15 protein-coding genes and 1 pseudogene are annotated in these 15,495 nt (G+C 69.3%); 5 read left to right on the top strand and 11 right to left on the bottom strand.

Going from position 1 to position 15,495, the window contains the following annotated elements:
* Position 1: 1 nt before the first annotated feature.
* The 4 genes from IAI58_RS02520 to IAI58_RS02505 are packed head-to-tail and all read right to left on the bottom strand — an operon-like array spanning position 2 to position 4,134.
* Complete coding sequence (locus IAI58_RS02520) at positions 2-1,063, bottom strand: sugar phosphate isomerase/epimerase family protein (protein WP_419555843.1); 1,062 nt, start codon at positions 1,061-1,063, stop codon at positions 2-4.
* A gap of 32 nt (positions 1,064-1,095) precedes the next feature.
* Positions 1,096-1,917, bottom strand: coding sequence for a carbohydrate ABC transporter permease (locus IAI58_RS02515; protein WP_207447274.1), 822 nt, complete (start codon positions 1,915-1,917; stop codon positions 1,096-1,098).
* The gene (locus tag IAI58_RS02510; RefSeq protein ID WP_207447276.1) at positions 1,917-2,855 is read right to left on the bottom strand and encodes a carbohydrate ABC transporter permease; all 939 of its coding nucleotides are present in this window, start codon (positions 2,853-2,855) and stop codon (positions 1,917-1,919) included. The genes IAI58_RS02515 and IAI58_RS02510 overlap by 1 nt, the downstream gene beginning before the upstream one ends.
* A 13-nt stretch (positions 2,856-2,868) precedes the next feature.
* On the bottom strand, positions 2,869-4,134 hold the full coding sequence (locus tag IAI58_RS02505; RefSeq protein ID WP_207447278.1) for an ABC transporter substrate-binding protein: 1,266 nt from the start codon (positions 4,132-4,134) through the stop codon (positions 2,869-2,871).
* A 206-nt stretch (positions 4,135-4,340) separates the two neighbouring features.
* Between IAI58_RS02505 and IAI58_RS02500 the strand changes: the two genes are divergently transcribed.
* The 3 genes from IAI58_RS02500 to IAI58_RS02490 are packed head-to-tail and all read left to right on the top strand — an operon-like array spanning position 4,341 to position 7,324.
* Positions 4,341-5,591, top strand: coding sequence for an ROK family transcriptional regulator (locus IAI58_RS02500; RefSeq protein WP_207447281.1), 1,251 nt, complete (start codon positions 4,341-4,343; stop codon positions 5,589-5,591).
* A complete protein-coding gene (locus IAI58_RS02495) occupies positions 5,567-6,664 on the top strand; it encodes a Gfo/Idh/MocA family protein (protein ID WP_207447282.1) in 1,098 nt (365 codons plus the stop codon). Before IAI58_RS02500 ends, IAI58_RS02495 begins: the two co-directional genes overlap by 25 nt.
* A gap of 15 nt (positions 6,665-6,679) precedes the next feature.
* A complete protein-coding gene (locus IAI58_RS02490; RefSeq protein WP_207447283.1) occupies positions 6,680-7,324 on the top strand; it encodes a ThuA domain-containing protein in 645 nt (214 codons plus the stop codon).
* A gap of 1 nt (position 7,325) precedes the next feature.
* On the opposite strand, the gene IAI58_RS02485 is transcribed toward IAI58_RS02490, so the two are convergent.
* Positions 7,326-7,970: a histidine phosphatase family protein gene (locus IAI58_RS02485; RefSeq protein WP_207447284.1), complete on the bottom strand. Its 645-nt coding sequence runs from the start codon at positions 7,968-7,970 to the stop codon at positions 7,326-7,328.
* Between the two features lie 205 nt (positions 7,971-8,175).
* On the opposite strand from IAI58_RS02485, the gene IAI58_RS02480 reads away from it, so the two are divergent.
* Entirely contained in the window at positions 8,176-8,667 is a 492-nt protein-coding gene (locus IAI58_RS02480; RefSeq protein WP_207447285.1) for an Hsp20 family protein, read from the top strand.
* 48 nt (positions 8,668-8,715) lie between these two features.
* Here IAI58_RS02480 and IAI58_RS02475 read toward each other — a convergent pair whose 3' ends face one another.
* Entirely contained in the window at positions 8,716-9,816 is a 1,101-nt protein-coding gene (locus IAI58_RS02475; RefSeq protein WP_207447286.1) for an LLM class flavin-dependent oxidoreductase, read from the bottom strand.
* A 399-nt stretch (positions 9,817-10,215) separates the two neighbouring features.
* Positions 10,216-11,022, bottom strand: coding sequence for an exodeoxyribonuclease III (locus IAI58_RS02470; RefSeq protein ID WP_207447287.1), 807 nt, complete (start codon positions 11,020-11,022; stop codon positions 10,216-10,218).
* A 694-nt stretch (positions 11,023-11,716) separates the two neighbouring features.
* Here IAI58_RS02470 and IAI58_RS22965 point away from each other — a divergent pair.
* A pseudogene (locus tag IAI58_RS22965) lies at positions 11,717-11,800 on the top strand (YjbF family lipoprotein); the annotation flags it as partial.
* On the opposite strand, the gene IAI58_RS02460 reads toward IAI58_RS22965, so the two are convergent.
* The 4 genes from IAI58_RS02460 to IAI58_RS02445 all read right to left on the bottom strand — a co-directional run bounded on the left by IAI58_RS02460 (position 11,781) and on the right by IAI58_RS02445 (position 15,240).
* On the bottom strand, positions 11,781-12,839 hold the full coding sequence (locus tag IAI58_RS02460; protein WP_207447288.1) for a glycosyltransferase family 4 protein: 1,059 nt from the start codon (positions 12,837-12,839) through the stop codon (positions 11,781-11,783). The pseudogene IAI58_RS22965 and the gene IAI58_RS02460 overlap by 20 nt on opposite strands.
* A 141-nt stretch (positions 12,840-12,980) precedes the next feature.
* Positions 12,981-13,733: an FkbM family methyltransferase gene (locus IAI58_RS02455; protein WP_207447290.1), complete on the bottom strand. Its 753-nt coding sequence runs from the start codon at positions 13,731-13,733 to the stop codon at positions 12,981-12,983.
* Entirely contained in the window at positions 13,730-14,587 is an 858-nt protein-coding gene (locus tag IAI58_RS02450) for a VOC family protein (RefSeq protein WP_207447292.1), read from the bottom strand. The genes IAI58_RS02455 and IAI58_RS02450 overlap by 4 nt, the downstream gene beginning before the upstream one ends.
* Positions 14,584-15,240, bottom strand: coding sequence for a glutathione S-transferase (locus tag IAI58_RS02445; protein ID WP_207447293.1), 657 nt, complete (start codon positions 15,238-15,240; stop codon positions 14,584-14,586). The genes IAI58_RS02450 and IAI58_RS02445 overlap by 4 nt, the downstream gene beginning before the upstream one ends.
* Between the last annotated feature and the right edge of the window lie 255 nt (positions 15,241-15,495).

Here is a 15,495-nt window from a genome sequence, read left to right as displayed (position 1 = left end):
CTCAGCCGATCCCCAGAAGCTTCTTGTTGGTGTCCTGGTCGATGCCGCTCGCCGCGAAATCATCGAAGGCGCGGGAGGCGACCTGGATGATGTGACTGGCGATGAAGGGCGCGCCCTCGGCCGCGCCCTGCTCGCTGTCCTTGATGCAGCATTCCCATTCCAGCACCGCCCAGCCATCGAAGCCGTATTGCGAAAGCTTGGAGAAGATGGCGCCGAAATCCACCTGCCCGTCGCCGAGCGAGCGGAAGCGGCCGGCGCGCTGCGCCCAGGGCTGGAAGCCGGAATAGACGCCCTGCCGGCCGGTCGGGTTGAACTCGGCATCCTTCACATGGAACATGCGGATGCGCTGGTGGTAGATGTCGATATTCTCAAGGTAGTCGAGCTGCTGCAGCACGTAGTGGCTGGGGTCGTAGAGCATGTTGCAGCGCGGGTGGTTGCCTGTGCGTTCCAGGAACATCTCGAAGGTGACGCCGTCGTGCAGGTCCTCGCCGGGATGGATCTCGTAGCAGAGATCGACGCCCGCCTCGTCGAAGGCATTCAGGATCGGCGTCCAGCGGCGCGCCAGCTCGTCGAAAGCGGCCTCCACCAGCCCCGCCGGGCGCTGCGGCCAGGGATAGACGAAGGGCCAAGCGAGGCCGCCGGAGAAGGTGACATGCGCCGTCAGCCCGAGATTGGCGGAGGCGCGGGCGGCCAGCATCATCTGGTTCACCGCCCATTCCTGCCGCGCCTTCGGGCTGCCGCGCACCTCCGGCGCCGCGAAACCGTCGAAGGCCAGGTCATAGGCCGGATGCACCGCGACCAGCTGGCCCTGCAGATGCGTGGACAGCTCGGTCAGCTCCAGCCCCGCATCGGCCAGGATGCCCTTGACCTCGTCGCAATAGGTCCTGCTCTCGGCGGCGCGGGCCAGGTCGAAAAGACGCGCGTCCCAGCTCGGGACCTGCACGCCCTTGTAGCCGTGTCCGGCCGCCCAGCGGGCGATGTTGGGCAGGCTGTCATGCGGCGCCGTATCGGCGGCGAACTGCGCCAGGAAGATACCGGGCCCCTTGATGGTGCGCATGGGCATGTTGGTTCACGCTCCTCCGATGTCTGTTCTTGTCAGCCCTTCACCGCACCGCTGGTCAGCCCGGCGACGATCTGCTTCTGCGCCACCAGGAAGAAGATGACGGCGGGGATCAGGGTCAGCGTTATGAAGGCCAGGATGCCCGGCCAGTCCGTGGAATATTCGCCGGCGTAATCCATGATGGTCAGCGTCCAGGGATAGGTGCCCGGCGAGTTCAGCAGCGTCAGCGGCAGCAGGTAGCTGTTCCAGCTGTGCACGAGGGTGAAGACCGCGACGGTGGCCAGGATGGGCCGCGAGAGCGGCAGCACCACATGCCAGAGGAAGCGCCCGTGGCTGCAGCCATCGATCACCGCCGCGTCCCAGAGCGCTTCCGGAAGCTGCCTGAAGAAGCCCCAGAGCAGCAGGATGGCCATGCCCAGGCCGAAGGCGGCCTGCGGCAGGATCACGCCCCAGGGCGTGTCCAGCAGGCCCAGGTTCCGCACGCGGATAAAGAGCGGCAGGATGGCCGTGGCGGCCGGAAAGAGCAGGCCCAGCAGGAAGTAGGAGAAGAGCATCCGCTTGCCGAAGAAGCGGATCTGCGCGAAGGCGAAGGCCGCCATGGCCCCCACCACCAGGGTCAGGAAGACGGTGCCGAAGGAGAGCAGCACCGAGTTGAGCAGCGACCGCCAGAGCCGCGAGCCCATGATGGCGTCGCGGTAATTCTCCCAGTACCACTCGGCCGGCAGGCCGAAGGGGTTCACCCGCAGCTCGCCCATGTTCTTGAAGCCGCCGAGCGCCACCGTGACCAGCGGCAGCAGCACGATGCCAGCGACGAGCGTCAGCACCAGCAGGCGGGGAAGTGCGGCACGGTCGCGCATCAGTGGGACTCCCGCATCACATAGCGCCGGTAGACCAGGGTGAAGCCCACGCAGGCCAGGAAGAGCACCACGCCCATCGCGCTGCCGAAGCCGATATTCATGCGGGTGATGCCGAAATTGTACTGGAAGGTGACCAGGGTATGCGAGGCATTGGAAGGCCCGCCGCCGGTCAGCGGCATCACCACGTCGAAAAGCTGCAGGGCGCCGACGACGGAGAAGAAGATGGAGATGCGGATGGCCGGCCAGAGCATCGGCAGCACGACATGGCGCAGCGACTGCCAGCGTGTGGCGCCATCGATCTCCGCCGCCTCCCGCATCTCGCGCGGGATGTCCTGCAGGCCGGCGATGTAGATCATCATGTGGAAGCCGAAATACTTCCAGACCACCACGACCAGGATGGCATAGATGGCCAGTTCGGTATCCGCCAGGATGAAGGGTGGCTCCACCCCGAACCAGCGGGCGGCCGCCGCGACCAACCCGACATTGCCGTCGAAGACGAAGCGCCAGATCAGGCCCGCCGCCACCTCGCCCAGCACATAGGGCAAGAAAAAGATGGTGCGGAACAGCGTGCTGCTGCGGCTGTTGCGCGCCACCAGCAGGGCGAGGCCCAGCGCCAGCGGCAACTGCACCAGCAGCGAGACGAAGACCACCATCGCCGTGTTCCAGGCGGCGCTGGCGAAGACGCTGTTGTTGAACAGCGCGATGTAGTTGCGCCAGCCCACCCAGTCCGTCGGCGTGCCATAGCCGTTCCAGCGGTAGAAGCTGTACCAGGCGGCCTCGATGACCGGCAGCACGACGAAGAGGGTGAAGAGCAGGGTGGCGGGGGCCAGGAAGCCCCCGGCGGTGATGTTGCGGGCGAGCGCCTCCCGCCGCCGGTCCCGCTTCCGCGCGGTGTTCCGCGCGGCCATGGGGAGATCGAGGGCCTCCGAGCCGCTCATCCCGCGTGCCCCCTTACTGTTCCAGGTCCCAGGCGTCCTGGATCTGCCGGCCCACCTGCCTCGGGGTCATCCGTCCGGCGGCCAGGTCGGCCGAGGTGTCGTTGACGACGCGCCCCACCGACGGGCCAAGCATCTGGTCGTAGAAGTTCTGCACGTAGCTGGCGCGTTGCAGATAGTCGGAGATCTGGCGGAAGAAGGGATTCTTCAGCGCCTCGCCCGCGCCGCGCGCGGCGGGGATGAAGAAGCCGCGCTCGGCGCCTTCCCGCTGCACGGCGGGGCTGGTGTAGTAGCGCAGGAAATCCACCGCCTCAGGCGGCGCGCCGCGCGTCACCAGGAAGCCGTTGATGCCACCGACCACGTCGGTCGCCTCGCCCTTGCCGCCGGACACGGCGGGGAAGGGCATCCAGCCGAGGTCCTCGTCCGGGATGCCCTTCTGGCCGCTGCTCTGCGAGCGCTGGGTATTGTAGAACCAGTTGCCCATGACCTGCAGCGCGGCCTTGCCGTCGCCGAACTGGCCCGCCGCCTGCGGCGCGGTATCGCCCAGGAAGCCGCGCTGGAAGGGTTCGAGGTCGACCAGCTGCTTGAACATCTCGCTGGCGCGGGTGAAGACCGGACCGTCGAAGCCGCCGCCCGTGCGGCGCTCCAGCGCATCCTGGAAGCCCTGCCTGCCGCCGATCCGCAGCGCGAGGCCGGACCAGAACATGTTCAGCGGCCATTTGTCGGAGCCGCCGGCCGTGAAGGGCTGGATGCCCGCCTCCTTCAGCCTGCGCGTGGCCGCCAGCAGCCCGTCCCAGGTACCGAGGCTGGCGGGATCGATGCCCGCCTGGGCCAGCAGGCGGCGGTTGTACCAGAGCACGACCTGGCTCAGATGCGTGGGCGCGCCATAGGTCCTGCCCTGGTAGCTCATCGCCTCCAGCGCCGCGGGACTGAGGTCGTTGGCCCAGGCGCCCTTCACCTTGTCGGTGATGTCCTGCAGCAGCCCCGCCTGGGCCTGGGCGAAGAGCACGCCGCCACCCCAGGTATAGATCAGGTGCGGGCGGTCGCTGGACTGCAGCATGGTGGTGAGCTTGGCCTTGTAGGGCTCGCCCGACATGACCTGGATGTCGATCCTGGTGCCGGGGCGGCTTTCCTCGTAGCGCTTGGCGACCTCGCGCATCCACACGGTCTGCTGGGGCGTGTTCTCGGAGATGAACCAGCGGACGGTGCTGTCGGCGAAGGCTGTGGCCGTGGTGGCCATGAGCGTGACGAGGACGGCCCCCATGCGGAGACATGCGTGCATCGATTCCTCCGTGCGCCACGTTCGCGGACGCATGTTTATTTTGGTTCTCGGATAAATATGCGAAGGCCGCTGGAGGCGCGTCAAGAAAAATAGGGAGGCGTGGTGAGGTGGCGGGGATTTAAGTTTCTTACCCGAAGTTATTCCCTTGACCTTCGGGTCGCGTGGCGCAGAATTCCCGCGAGAACCGGAGGAACCAAGCGCCCGCGATGAAAACGGCCGACCCCGAGCTGATGCGGGCGATCAACCGCTATCATGTGATCGACACCATCCGCCGCGACGGCCCGATCGCGCGGGTGGAAATTGCTGAGCGTACCGAACTCAGTCCGGCAACAGTCTCCGCCATCACAGCTGCGTTGATCGAGGAGGGGCTGGTCGACGCCCTGCGCGTCGCCTCGGCCGAGAATGGCGGGCGCGGCCGGCCGCGCGTGCTGCTCGGGCTGAACGGCGCGGCCTATCATGTGGTGGGCGTGAAGCTTTCCGCGCAGCGCATCGGCATCACCGTCACCGATGCGCGGGGGGAGCCGCTCGCTTCCGTGGTCCTGCCGGTGAAGATCGCGCGGCAATCTCCCGGTGTCATCGCCGACCTGATCGAGGATGGCGTACGGCAATGCGTCAGCGATGCCGGCATGACCATGGAGCGGATCTCCGGCATCGGCATCGGCCTGCCTGGTGTCATAGACGCGCGCAACGGCATCTCCCACTGGAGCCCGGTCCTGGGCGCCTCGCCCGAGCCGCTGGCGCAGGCGGTGGAGCGGCGGCTTGGCGCGCGCACGCTGATCGAGAACGATGCCAGCCTCGTGGCGCTGGCCGAGCACTGGTTCGGCTATGGCCGCGGATTGCAGAACTTCGCCGTGGTAACCGTCGAGAACACGATCGGCATGGGGTTGATCACGGAAGGGCGGCTCTATCGCGGCGCGCGGGGCGTGGGGCCCGAACTGGGCCATGTGAAGGTGGAGCCGGGCGGCGCGCCCTGCCGCTGCGGCCAGCGTGGCTGCCTGGATGCCTATGCATCGGACTGGGGAATCCTGCGGCAGGCGGAGGAGGCCGGCCTCTCCGATGCCGGCGAGGGCGATCCCTCCCGCCGTATCGCCGCCCTGGCGCGGCGGGCGCTGGAGGGGGAGGAGGCGGTCGCGCGACTGTTCCGGCAGGCGGGCGCCATGCTGGGCCTGACCATCGCCAATATCGTGAACCTGCTGAACCCGCCAAGGGTGATCCTGACGGGGGAGGGCCTGCGCGCCACCGAGCTGCTGCGCGCGCCGCTGCTCTCGGCTCTGGAGGAGCATGTTCTGCCGGCGCTGCGCGAGGTGACGGAGATCATGTTCCACCCCTGGGGCGACGAGATGTGGGCCCGGGGCGCCGCCGCCATCGTGCTGCGCCGGATCTATGAAGCGCCGTGGAACAATGCGGCGATGGACCGATCGGAGGAGGAAGCATGGAAGCCGTCAAGGTTGGGCTGATCGGCTGCGGCAATATCAGCGCCGCCTATCTGCGCGCGGCGCCGCTGTTCCCGGAGCTGCGCATCGCCGCCTGCGCCGACCTCAATGAAAGCCAGGCACGCGCGCGGGCGGAGGAATTCGGGCTGCGCGCCGTCACGGTGGATGCGCTGCTGGACGATCCGGAGATCGAGATCGTGCTCAACCTCACCACGCCGCAAGCGCATGTGCCGGTGGGGCTGGATGCGCTGGCGCATGGCAAGCACGTGCATGCCGAGAAGCCGCTGGCGCCGACGGTGGCCGAGGGGCGCAGGCTGATCGAGGCCGCGCGGCGCGCGGGGCTGCGGGTCGGCTCGGCGCCGGACACCTTCCTGGGTGGCGCACATCAGACGGCGCGCAAGCTGATCGATGACGGCGCCATCGGAAAGCCGCTGTCCGGCACGGCCTTCATGCAGAATCATGGGCATGAGCACTGGCACCCGGCGCCGGACTTCTACTACGCGCCCGGCGGCGGGCCGATGCTGGACATGGGCCCCTACTACATCACCGGCCTGGTGAACCTGCTGGGCCCGGTGGCGAAGGTCACCGGCTCCGCCACCCGTGGCTTCGAGGAGCGGACCATCGGTAGCGGCCCCCGCCAGGGCGAGGTGGTGCGGGTGGAGACGGCGACCCATGTGGCGGGGCTGCTGCATTTCGCCAGCGGCGCCGTGGTCTCCGTCACCACCAGCTTCGATGTCTGGCAGCACCGCCATGGCAACATGGAGATCTATGGCAGTACCGGGTCGCTGGTGGTGCCGGACCCCAACCGCTTCGGCGGCACCGTCTCCCTCGCGCGCGGGCGGGAGCCCTGGCAGGACATGCCGCTCTCCCATGGCTTCGCCGACGGGAATTTCCGCATCCTCGGCCTGGCCGACATGGCGCGCGCCATCCGCATCGGCCGGCCGCATCGCTGCAATGGCGATCTCGCCTTTCACGTGCTGGAGGTGATGGAAGCCTTCCAGCGCTCCAGCGACGCCGGCCGCACGGTGGAGGTCGAGAGCCGCTGCGAGCGTCCGGCGCCGCTGCCGCCGCGCTCCGTGCTCGGCGAACTCGACTGATAAGGGGAGGAAGACATGAGACAGGCATTGATCGTCTGGGGTGGCTGGGCCGGCCATCAGCCGCAGGAATGCGCCGCGGTGGTGGGCCGCATGCTCCGTGAGGAAGGCTTCGAGGTGGTGACGGAGAACACCACCGAGGCCTTCGCCGACCCGGCGCTACAGGATTTCCACCTGATCGTACCCATCGTGACCATGTCCACGATCGAGAAGGAGGAGATCGAGGGGCTGAGCAATGCCGTGCGCGACGGGGTCGGCCTCGCCGGCTTCCATGGCGGCATGGGCGACAGCTTCCGCAACGAGGTGAAGTATCAGTTCATGGTGGGCGGCCAGTGGGTCGCGCATCCCGGCAACGTCATCGACTATACCGTCGATGTCACGAATCCAGAGGACCCGGTGATGGAGGGGATCGGCTCCTTCCGCTACCACTCCGAGCAGTACTACATGCATGTCGATCCGAATAACGAGGTGCTGGCCACCACGACCTTCAACGGCGACCACTGCTCCTGGATCGACGGGCATGTGATGCCGGTGGTCTGGAAGCGGCGCCATGGCAAGGGGCGGGTCTTCTACAGCTCCCTCGGCCATGTCGCCGCCGAATTCGAGGTGCCGCAGATGGCCACCATCCTGCGGCGCGGCATGCTCTGGGCCGCGCGGGACTGAGCTAGCGGCAGGAGGGGTTGCCGCCGTTCAGCGGCGGAACCAGGGCCAGGATGCCCAGCTCGCGGAAGCCGCCGGGACCCAGAGGCTCGGCCACCATGACACCCGCCTCCGGCAGGCGGGTGCCGGCCACCGGCTCCCCCAGCAGGATCTGCACGGGGCCGCGATGCCCGACCAGCACGCGGTTCCGCCCCTCCGGCACCGGAACGGAGAGCAGGCGCCGATGCTCCTCCAGCACCCAGGGCAGGCGCCCGCCGGCATAGTCGTCAGCGGTCAGGCTGTCCGTCACCGCCACCCTCTCCGCGCCGAAGGCCAGTTCCGCGGTGTCCCGTGCCCGGAAGACCGGCCCCGCCAGAACGGGCCATGCCACCGGAATGCCCAGCGCGGCGAACCGCCGCCCCAGCTCCTCCGCCTGCCGCCGCCCGTCCGGGGAGATGTTCCGCTGCCCCGCGCGGTCGCCGATGCGGAAGCCTCGGTCGCAGGGCTCGCCGGCAGTGTCGGCGTGGCGGATGAAAAGCACCAGGCCGCCGCGCCGGACCCGCTCCACCAGCGCCGCGCCGGGGGGCGTAGCAGGCGTCAGCGGCTGTGTCAGCGCGGCGGAGGGGGCGAGGCAGAGCAGGGCGGCCAGGCTGCGGCGGGGGATCGGCATGGCGGCAGGCTGGGCCGAAGCCGCGGCCCGCGGCAATCGTGGCGCGGTGACAAATCGGTGAGTCCGCCGGAAGGCGCGGGAGGATCTTGAACACCGCCATGCGCCAACCCAGAAAAACACGCCGGGAGCCCAGGAGGGGTCCGGCTGCCGGCACCCGGGCCGGGTGCCGCTCGTATCCATGTTGCTTCTTTGGGAGGATGTGGAAATGAGGACTGATTTCGATTTCGGTCCGCTGTTCCGTTCAACCGTGGGCTTCGACCGCATGTTCGATCTGCTGCGCGGCGCGGCGCAGATCGGGCATCTGGAGAACTATCCGCCCTGCGACATCGAACGCATTGGCGAGGACGGGTATCGCGTCACCCTGGCCGTGGCCGGCTTCAGCCGGGAGGAGCTGGCCGTGACAGCGCAGCAGAACCTGCTGGTCGTCTCGGGCGAGAAGCGCGTGGAGGGCAGTAACAGCCCGGCGCAGCCCAACCTCCTCTATCGCGGTATCGCTGCCCGCTCCTTCGAGCGCCGCTTCGAACTGGCCGATCATGTCCATGTGTTGGGCGCCGATCTCTCGAACGGCCTGCTCAGTATCGAGCTGCGCCGTGAACTGCCTGAAGCCATGCGGCCACGCCGCATCCGGATCGGGTGCAGCCAGGAGCCGCGCTACCAGATCGAGGGCCAGGCCTCCGGGGATCGTCACGCCGCCTGAGACGGATCGTGGGAAGGGCCGGGTGCCGCGGCGTGCCCGGCCTTCGCGTCAGGCGGCCAGCTTCGTCCGGCAATAGGCGCGGACCTTCGGCGCCACATCCTCCACCAGCCGGCGCATGGAGCCCTGCCACAGCGCCTTGCGGTCCCATTCATGGAAGGCCGCCAGCAGCCCGCCAAAGGGCCCGACCTCGTCGATGAAGGCCACCAGCCGGTCCACGATCTGGCTGGCCGGGCCGGCCATGACCATGGAATCCATCACCTCCTGCAGCGTCAGATCGGCCTCGCCGCTGTCCTCGCGGGTGAGGAAGATCCTGCGCGCGCCGGCGCGGCCGAGTTGGGTGAAGAGGTAGTTGTAATAGGCCCAGATGGCATTGCCTTCCTCGGCCAGGTAATCCCGCGCCTCGGCCTCGCTCTCCGTCACCAGGATGCTGCGGGCGATGCGCCAGGTGGCGGGGTCCGGGCGGCGCCCGGCGGCCTCGGCTCCCGCGGCATAGGCTTCCCAGTGGCTGCGCACCACCCAGGGCGCGTTGAAATTGGCGGAGATCAGGTGCCATCCCCGCTGCCCCGCGAGCCGGGCGGTGCCGGAATGCGGGCTCATGGCGGAGGTGCAGAAGGTCGGGAAGGGGTTCTGGAAGGGCTTCGGGATGGGGCCGATGCCCATGTCGTCCTGCACGCTCTCCCGGATCCTCACCGTCCAGTATTTGCCGGGGATGTCATAGGGCGGGTCGCTGCTCCAGATCCGCTCGATGATCTCCACGGCCTCCACCATCATCTCCTGGCGGTTCTTCTCGGCGGTGCCGAAAAGCTCGAAATCCGAGGCCAGGCCGCCGGGGCCGATGCCCATGATGAAGCGGCCATTGGACATGTGGTCGAACATCGCCGCATCCGCCGCCACGCGGGCGGGGTGGTGCTGGGGCAGGTTCATCACCCCCGTGCAGAGCTTGATGTTCCGGGTCTGCGGAATTAGCAGGGAGAGGAATTGCAGGGTATTCGAAACCGGTTCCACCTTGGCCGAGCTGTGCTCGCCGATCCAGAACTCGTCGAAGCCCAGGCGGTCGGCATGAAGCGCGGCTTCCACATCCTGGTCATACATCTCCTTGTAGGAGAGCTTCAGGCTGTGCAGCGGCATCATGAAGAATCCGAGTTTCATCTCATTCTCCTGCGGGCGCGCGACGGGGGCGTGGCGCGCCATGATGCCAGAAGCGGTAGCGTCTTCCCGTTCATGCCGCTGTGAACGGCCGCTGGCCGACCGCTTCGAGGCCTGCCATGCAGGATGCTGCCGCCGAGGCCAGGACATCATGAGTGCGGGTGCCCGGCCGGCTCGCCGCAGCCTTCCATGCTCGTGGTACTCGGGATCTTGCCACCGCGGCGCGGGCAGCCTCGGCCATCGGCCCCCTGACGGTTTCCGGATTCGCGCGGACGTCTTGGGCGAGTTCCACGGCGCCGCGCCGGCCTTCAGCAGGTCGTCATCCCACCGGGCGACAGTGCTCCTCAGGATAACAGGCCGGAGCGGACGGTGCCCGCCCCGGCTGCGCTGGGGGCGCCAGTCCTAAAGCGCCAGTTCCACCAGCACCGGCACATGGTCGCTGGCCTGGGTCCAGCCGCGCGCGGGCTTGTGGATGTGGTGCCCGGAAAGCCTGCCCAGCAGGTCGTTGCTGACCCAGACATGGTCCAGCCGCCGCCCGCGGTCGGCCGCCGCCCAGTCGCGTGCCCGGTAGGACCACCACGTATAGACCTTCTGCGGCGGCGGTACGAGGTGGCGGATGGCATCCTCCCAGCCGCCGGCCTGCTGCCAGCCCGTCAGCGCCTCCACCTCCACGGGCGTGTGGGAGATGACCTTGACCATCTGCCTGTGGCTCCAGACATCGTCCTCCAGCGGCGCGATGTTCAGGTCCCCCACAAGAACGGCGCGCTTCGCCGGGCCGCGCTGCCGGCTCCAGGCCGTCGCCTCGGCGATGAAATCCAGCTTATGGGCGAATTTCGGGTTCGCCTCGCGGTCGGGGATATCGCCGCCGGCGGGCACGTAGAAATCATGCAGCTCCAGCCCGCCCGGCACGTCCAGGTCGACGCTGAGGTGGCGGCAATCGCCCCTGGCGCACCAGTCCGGGTCCGACGACCGGATCTGGAACGGTACGCGGGAGAGCACGGCGACGCCGTTATATCCCTTCATTCCCTTTGCAGCCCGGTAAGGGAAGCCCAGCGCTTCCAGCCCCTCATGCGGGAAGAACTCGTCCGGGCATTTCGTCTCCTGCAGGCAGATGACGTCGGGTGCCAGGTCCCGCACCAGATCGGCCAGCAGCGGCAGGCGAAGCCGAACGGAGTTGATGTTCCAGGTGACGATGCGAAGGGGGCTCATGATAGCCAGGGATAAGCTGGCCGGCTGCCAGGGCCAAGCCCCGCCGGCACCGCCCCTGCCTTGAGGAAAAAGATGTTCACGGATGCGTGATCATCTAGCATGACGTCCATGCGCCGCCTCCTGCCCGCCCTTCTGCTGCTGCTCCCCGCCTGCTCCTGGCTGCCCGGCCTCGGCGGCCTGCCGGGGGCGGAGACGCTGGGCCTCGCCACCCCGCTGCCGGAAGCCGAGCCGGAGGAGCCCATAGGCTCCGCCCGCGCGCAGGCGGGCGGGGAGCCGGCACTGACCCTGCGCTGGCGGAACCGCCGCGCCCTGGCGGTGCTGGCGGTGCTGGCGCAGCAGAGCGGCGAGAACCGGATGTGGCGCAGCGCCGGGGGGCTGGTGGTGGCGACGGACGGCGCCCGCGTCATGGCCGTGGCCGGGCTGCGCGACGGGCTGGCCGCCACGCGGCTGGATGGCCCGGACCCGCTGGATGAGCCGCTGCAACTGCTGGGGCGGGAGGTGGCCGCGCGGCGGCAGGTGGACCTGATGCGGAGCGACCGCTCACCGGAGGGGATGCGCTTCGGCCTCTCCCTGGCCTGCCGCCTGGGCGCCAGCCTGGCCGGCGGGGCGGCGGCCCCCCGCGCGCTGCTGATCGTCGAACGCTGCCGCGGCGGGGGGGGAGAGCTTCACCAACCGCTTCTGGGCGGACCCGGAGACGGGCGGGATCTACCGTTCCGAGCAATGGATCGGCCCGCAGGGGCCGCTCTGGCTGGAGGTGGTCAATCCGCCTTCCAGCTGAGGCCCGCCCGCCGGACGCGCCGGGCCACATAGGCCAGCCACAGCAGCTGCAGCGCCAGGGGCGGCAGGATGATCAGCGGCTTGGCCCAGCCCGGCAGGTCCGCGAAGCCCAGCGCCAGGGCGCCATGGAACAGCGCGAAGCCTGAATGCGCCACCGCCACCGCCGGTACCGGCAGCCCGCTGCGCTGGGCCATTTGATAGATATGGGTGCGGTGCGGCGTGCTCACCCGCTCCCCCATCCAGGCGCGGCGGAGCAGCGTGAAGCCGGTATCGAAGAGCAGGGCGAAGAGCAGCAGCGGCACCAGCAGGAAGGAGATCTGCGCCGCGTCGAAACGCGCCGCCGCCACGCCCAGCACCGCCAGGATGAAGCCCAGGAACTGGCTGCCCACATCGCCCATGAAGATGCGCGCCGGCGGCAGGTTGAAGGGCAGGAAGCCCAGGATGCCCGCGCCCAGGATCAGGCAGGCGGCATAGAGGAACCAGGCGCCCTGCTGCGCCGCCAGCACCGCCAGCACGCCGCAGGCGATCAGCGTCACCCCGCCCACCAGGGAATCCAGCCCATCCATGAAATTGACGGCATTGGTGCAGGCGACGATCCAGAACAGCGTCAGCACCGGGGCCAGCCAGCCCAGCTCCACCACGCCGATCCAGGGCAGGGCCAGCCTGTCCACCACCAGCCCGCTGCCCACCGCCACCAGCGCCGCCAGGCCCTGGGCCGCCAGCTTCACCACGAAGCGGAAATTCTTCACGTCATCCGCCAGCGCCAGGCCGGCGATGGCCACGGCGGCCAGGATGACGCCGATGAACTGCCGGTCCGCCACGCGGGCGAATTGCGCCGTCAGGAACAGCAGCAGCATACCGGCGACGAAGGCGCCGACGATGCCGACCCCGCCGCCCTTGGGGGTGGGGCGGTCATGCGCCTTGCGGTGGTCCGGATGGTCCAGAATGGGAAAGGCGATCATCAGCCGCACCAGCAGCGCGGAGAGGGCAGCCAGGCCGGCGCCGAAGACGAAGTGTTGCAGAATGGCTTGGCCGGTCATGTCGCTCCTTGGCGGGAGCCAGGGCCAGGGTGAGGCTCAGCCTCCTCCCGGCCCCTCGCCGGTGGGCATTCCCCCGGACCCCGCTGGCAGTATCCGGCTGGGGCTTAGGCCATAAGGCTTGGCCAGCGTCAAACCACACGCTCAGGCTGTGACGCGTTCCGGCTCCAGGCTGGCGTAAATGTCACCGCTGTTTACTTCGGGCGGGAGTGTCTGCAGCCAGAGCGCCAGGGTGCCGGCATGCACCGGGGCGGGCAGGGCGAAGCGCATCTCCTCCCCCAGGCAGGCATTGAAGCGGTAGCCGCCGCTCAGCGCCTCCAACAGCCGCAGTGCCTCCAGCGCCACCTCCCGCTGGATCAGCGTGAACTCGAAGGAGAGCGCGCGCACCGGGCGGGAAAGGCCGGCCAGGACCCGCGCCTCGTAGCCCTCCACGTCGATCTTGATGAAATCGGGCCTCCCATATGCCTCGGCCAGCAGGTCCAGGGTGGTGACGGGCAGGGTGATGGTCCCGTCCCAGCGCTGACCTTCCCAGCCCCGCGCGCCACTGGCGGCTGCCAGGAAGGCTTCCGATGCGGTGGCGACGGTGGGATTGGCGGGATTCAGCCGCAGGCGGGCCTGGCCCGCCTGCGCGCCCGCCAGGCTGGCCACGCGCACCACCCCCTTGTCCCGCCCGAAGAGCAGGCGCAGCAGCCGGGCCAGGCGGGGCTGCGGTTCCACCGCCACGGCACGGGCGCCCAGGCGGCGGAAGCTGGCGGTGCGGTCCCCCACATGCGCGCCGATATCGAAGCCCAGTTCCCCCGGCCCCAGGAACCGGGCCAGGAAGGCGTCCAGCCGCGCCGCCCGGCCGGGGGCGTAATAGGTGCGGAGGGACCGGCCGATCGCCCGTGCCTCGCTCACGGGCGGAAGACCAGGGCGGCACCGCCGGCCAGGGCGGGCGGGACCATCAGCCCGCCCTCCGGCGCCTCCCGCGTCTCCAGCCCCGCGAGGATGCGGCGGGCCGCGGCATTATCGTCATCGGTGCGCAGCACGAAGCCGGCGATGAAGGGCAGAGCCGGCACCGCGACCCCCGGCAGCACGGCCGCCAGTGCCGCCTCCGGCAGGATGCGCATCCGTCCCTGCGGCAGCGGCAGGGCGAATCCTCCCACGGGGTCCGGCTCCAGCACCGCGCCCGTCAGGCGGGACAGCCGCGCCGCGCTCTCGGCGGGGTCCGCCGAGACCAGCACCGCCGCCTCCAGCGCCACGGCGTGGTTGGGGTGGCGCATCCAGCGCTCCTGCCAGAGCAGTTCTGGCGTCAGGTGCTCGATCAGCTGCAGCCGCCCTTCCGGCGCGTCCGGCATGGGCAGGCGGGCGAAGCGGGCCAGCGGCCCCTCCGGCGCGGCATCGTCCACCGGCCGCTGCAAGGGGGCCACGCCCGCAATGTCGAAGCCCGCGCGCCGCAGCCGTGGCAGCTCGGCCTCCGCCTGCTCCACCCCGAAGGCGAGGATATGCAGGCCCCGGTAGCGGGCGACGAAGCCACCGATGCCATTGTCGAACAGCCCCGGCTCCAGGATGCCCAGCAGCTCCACATAGCCCTGGCGCAGCATGGCGCAGCGGTTGCCCGTGGCCAGCCGCTCCGGCGCCGCGCTGGGCCTCCGGGGGCCGGATTGCCGGGCCACGGGCGTCAGCGTGAAGCCCAGCCGCTCGTATTCCGCCCAGAGCGTCTCCGCCCGGTCGGTGCAGAGCCCGACATGGTCGAGCGTGGCGGCGCTCATTTCGTCGGCGCCTCATATTGCGGCAGGCGCCATTCCACCGGCTCCTGCGCCGCCTCGGCGTACCAGCGCTGCATCAGCGGATGCGCCCGCACCGCCTGCATGTATCCCTGTGCCGCCGCCGAGACGGCCGGGCGCCAAGTGAGGAAGCGGCAGACCACCGGCGCATACATCACATCTGCCCCGCCCATCTCCTGGCCGAAGAGGAAGGGGCCGCCCGACGCCTCCAGCGCCGCCTGCCAGATGGCGTCGATCCGAGCGATATCGGCCATGGCCTCGGGCGTCGCGCCCTCCCCGGGGCGGGTGTTCAGGATAGTCATGGGCATGTTCTGCCGCAGGGCGCGGAAGCCCGCATGCATCTCGGAGGCGATGCTGCGCGCCCAGGCCCGGGCCGCCCGGTCCTCCGGCCAGAGGCGTGGCGCCAGCTCGGCGCAGTATTCCAGGATGGCCAGGCTCTCCCAGACCCTGGCGCCCCTGTGCTCCAGATAGGGCACGGTGCCGGAGGGCGTGGCCTGCTTCACCGCGGGCGTGCTGCCCCCGGCCAGCGGGATCATCACTTCCTCCACATCCAGACCGGCCAGATGCACCGCCAGCCAGCCGCGCAAGGACCAGGAGGAATACATCTTGGTCCCGATGAAAAGCCGGCCATCCGCCATAGGTGCATCCCCTGTGCTGCTGCGCGAGAGCCTATGCGCTGGCGGCGGCAGGGGAAAGCGGGGGCAGCGATGATAAGAACGGGGGAGGGCGGGGGGTGAAAGGCCGGGGGAATGAATTCCCCGGACCCCCATCTTTCTTCTTCGGTTTTTTGGGCTGGGCCGGAGGGCCTGGCCCTCCGGCGACTGCGGGTTCAGCCCCGTAGGGCCCTTAAAAGAAAAAAGGGTCCCATTTCAGGGACCCTTTCCGGCTTCGAA

It is taken from the genome of Roseomonas marmotae (assembly GCF_017654485.1).
GTDB lineage: Bacteria > Pseudomonadota > Alphaproteobacteria > Acetobacterales > Acetobacteraceae > Pseudoroseomonas > Pseudoroseomonas marmotae.
The sequence above is the reverse complement of the archived record's forward strand: the minus strand, read 5'-3'. Positions and strand labels throughout refer to the sequence as shown.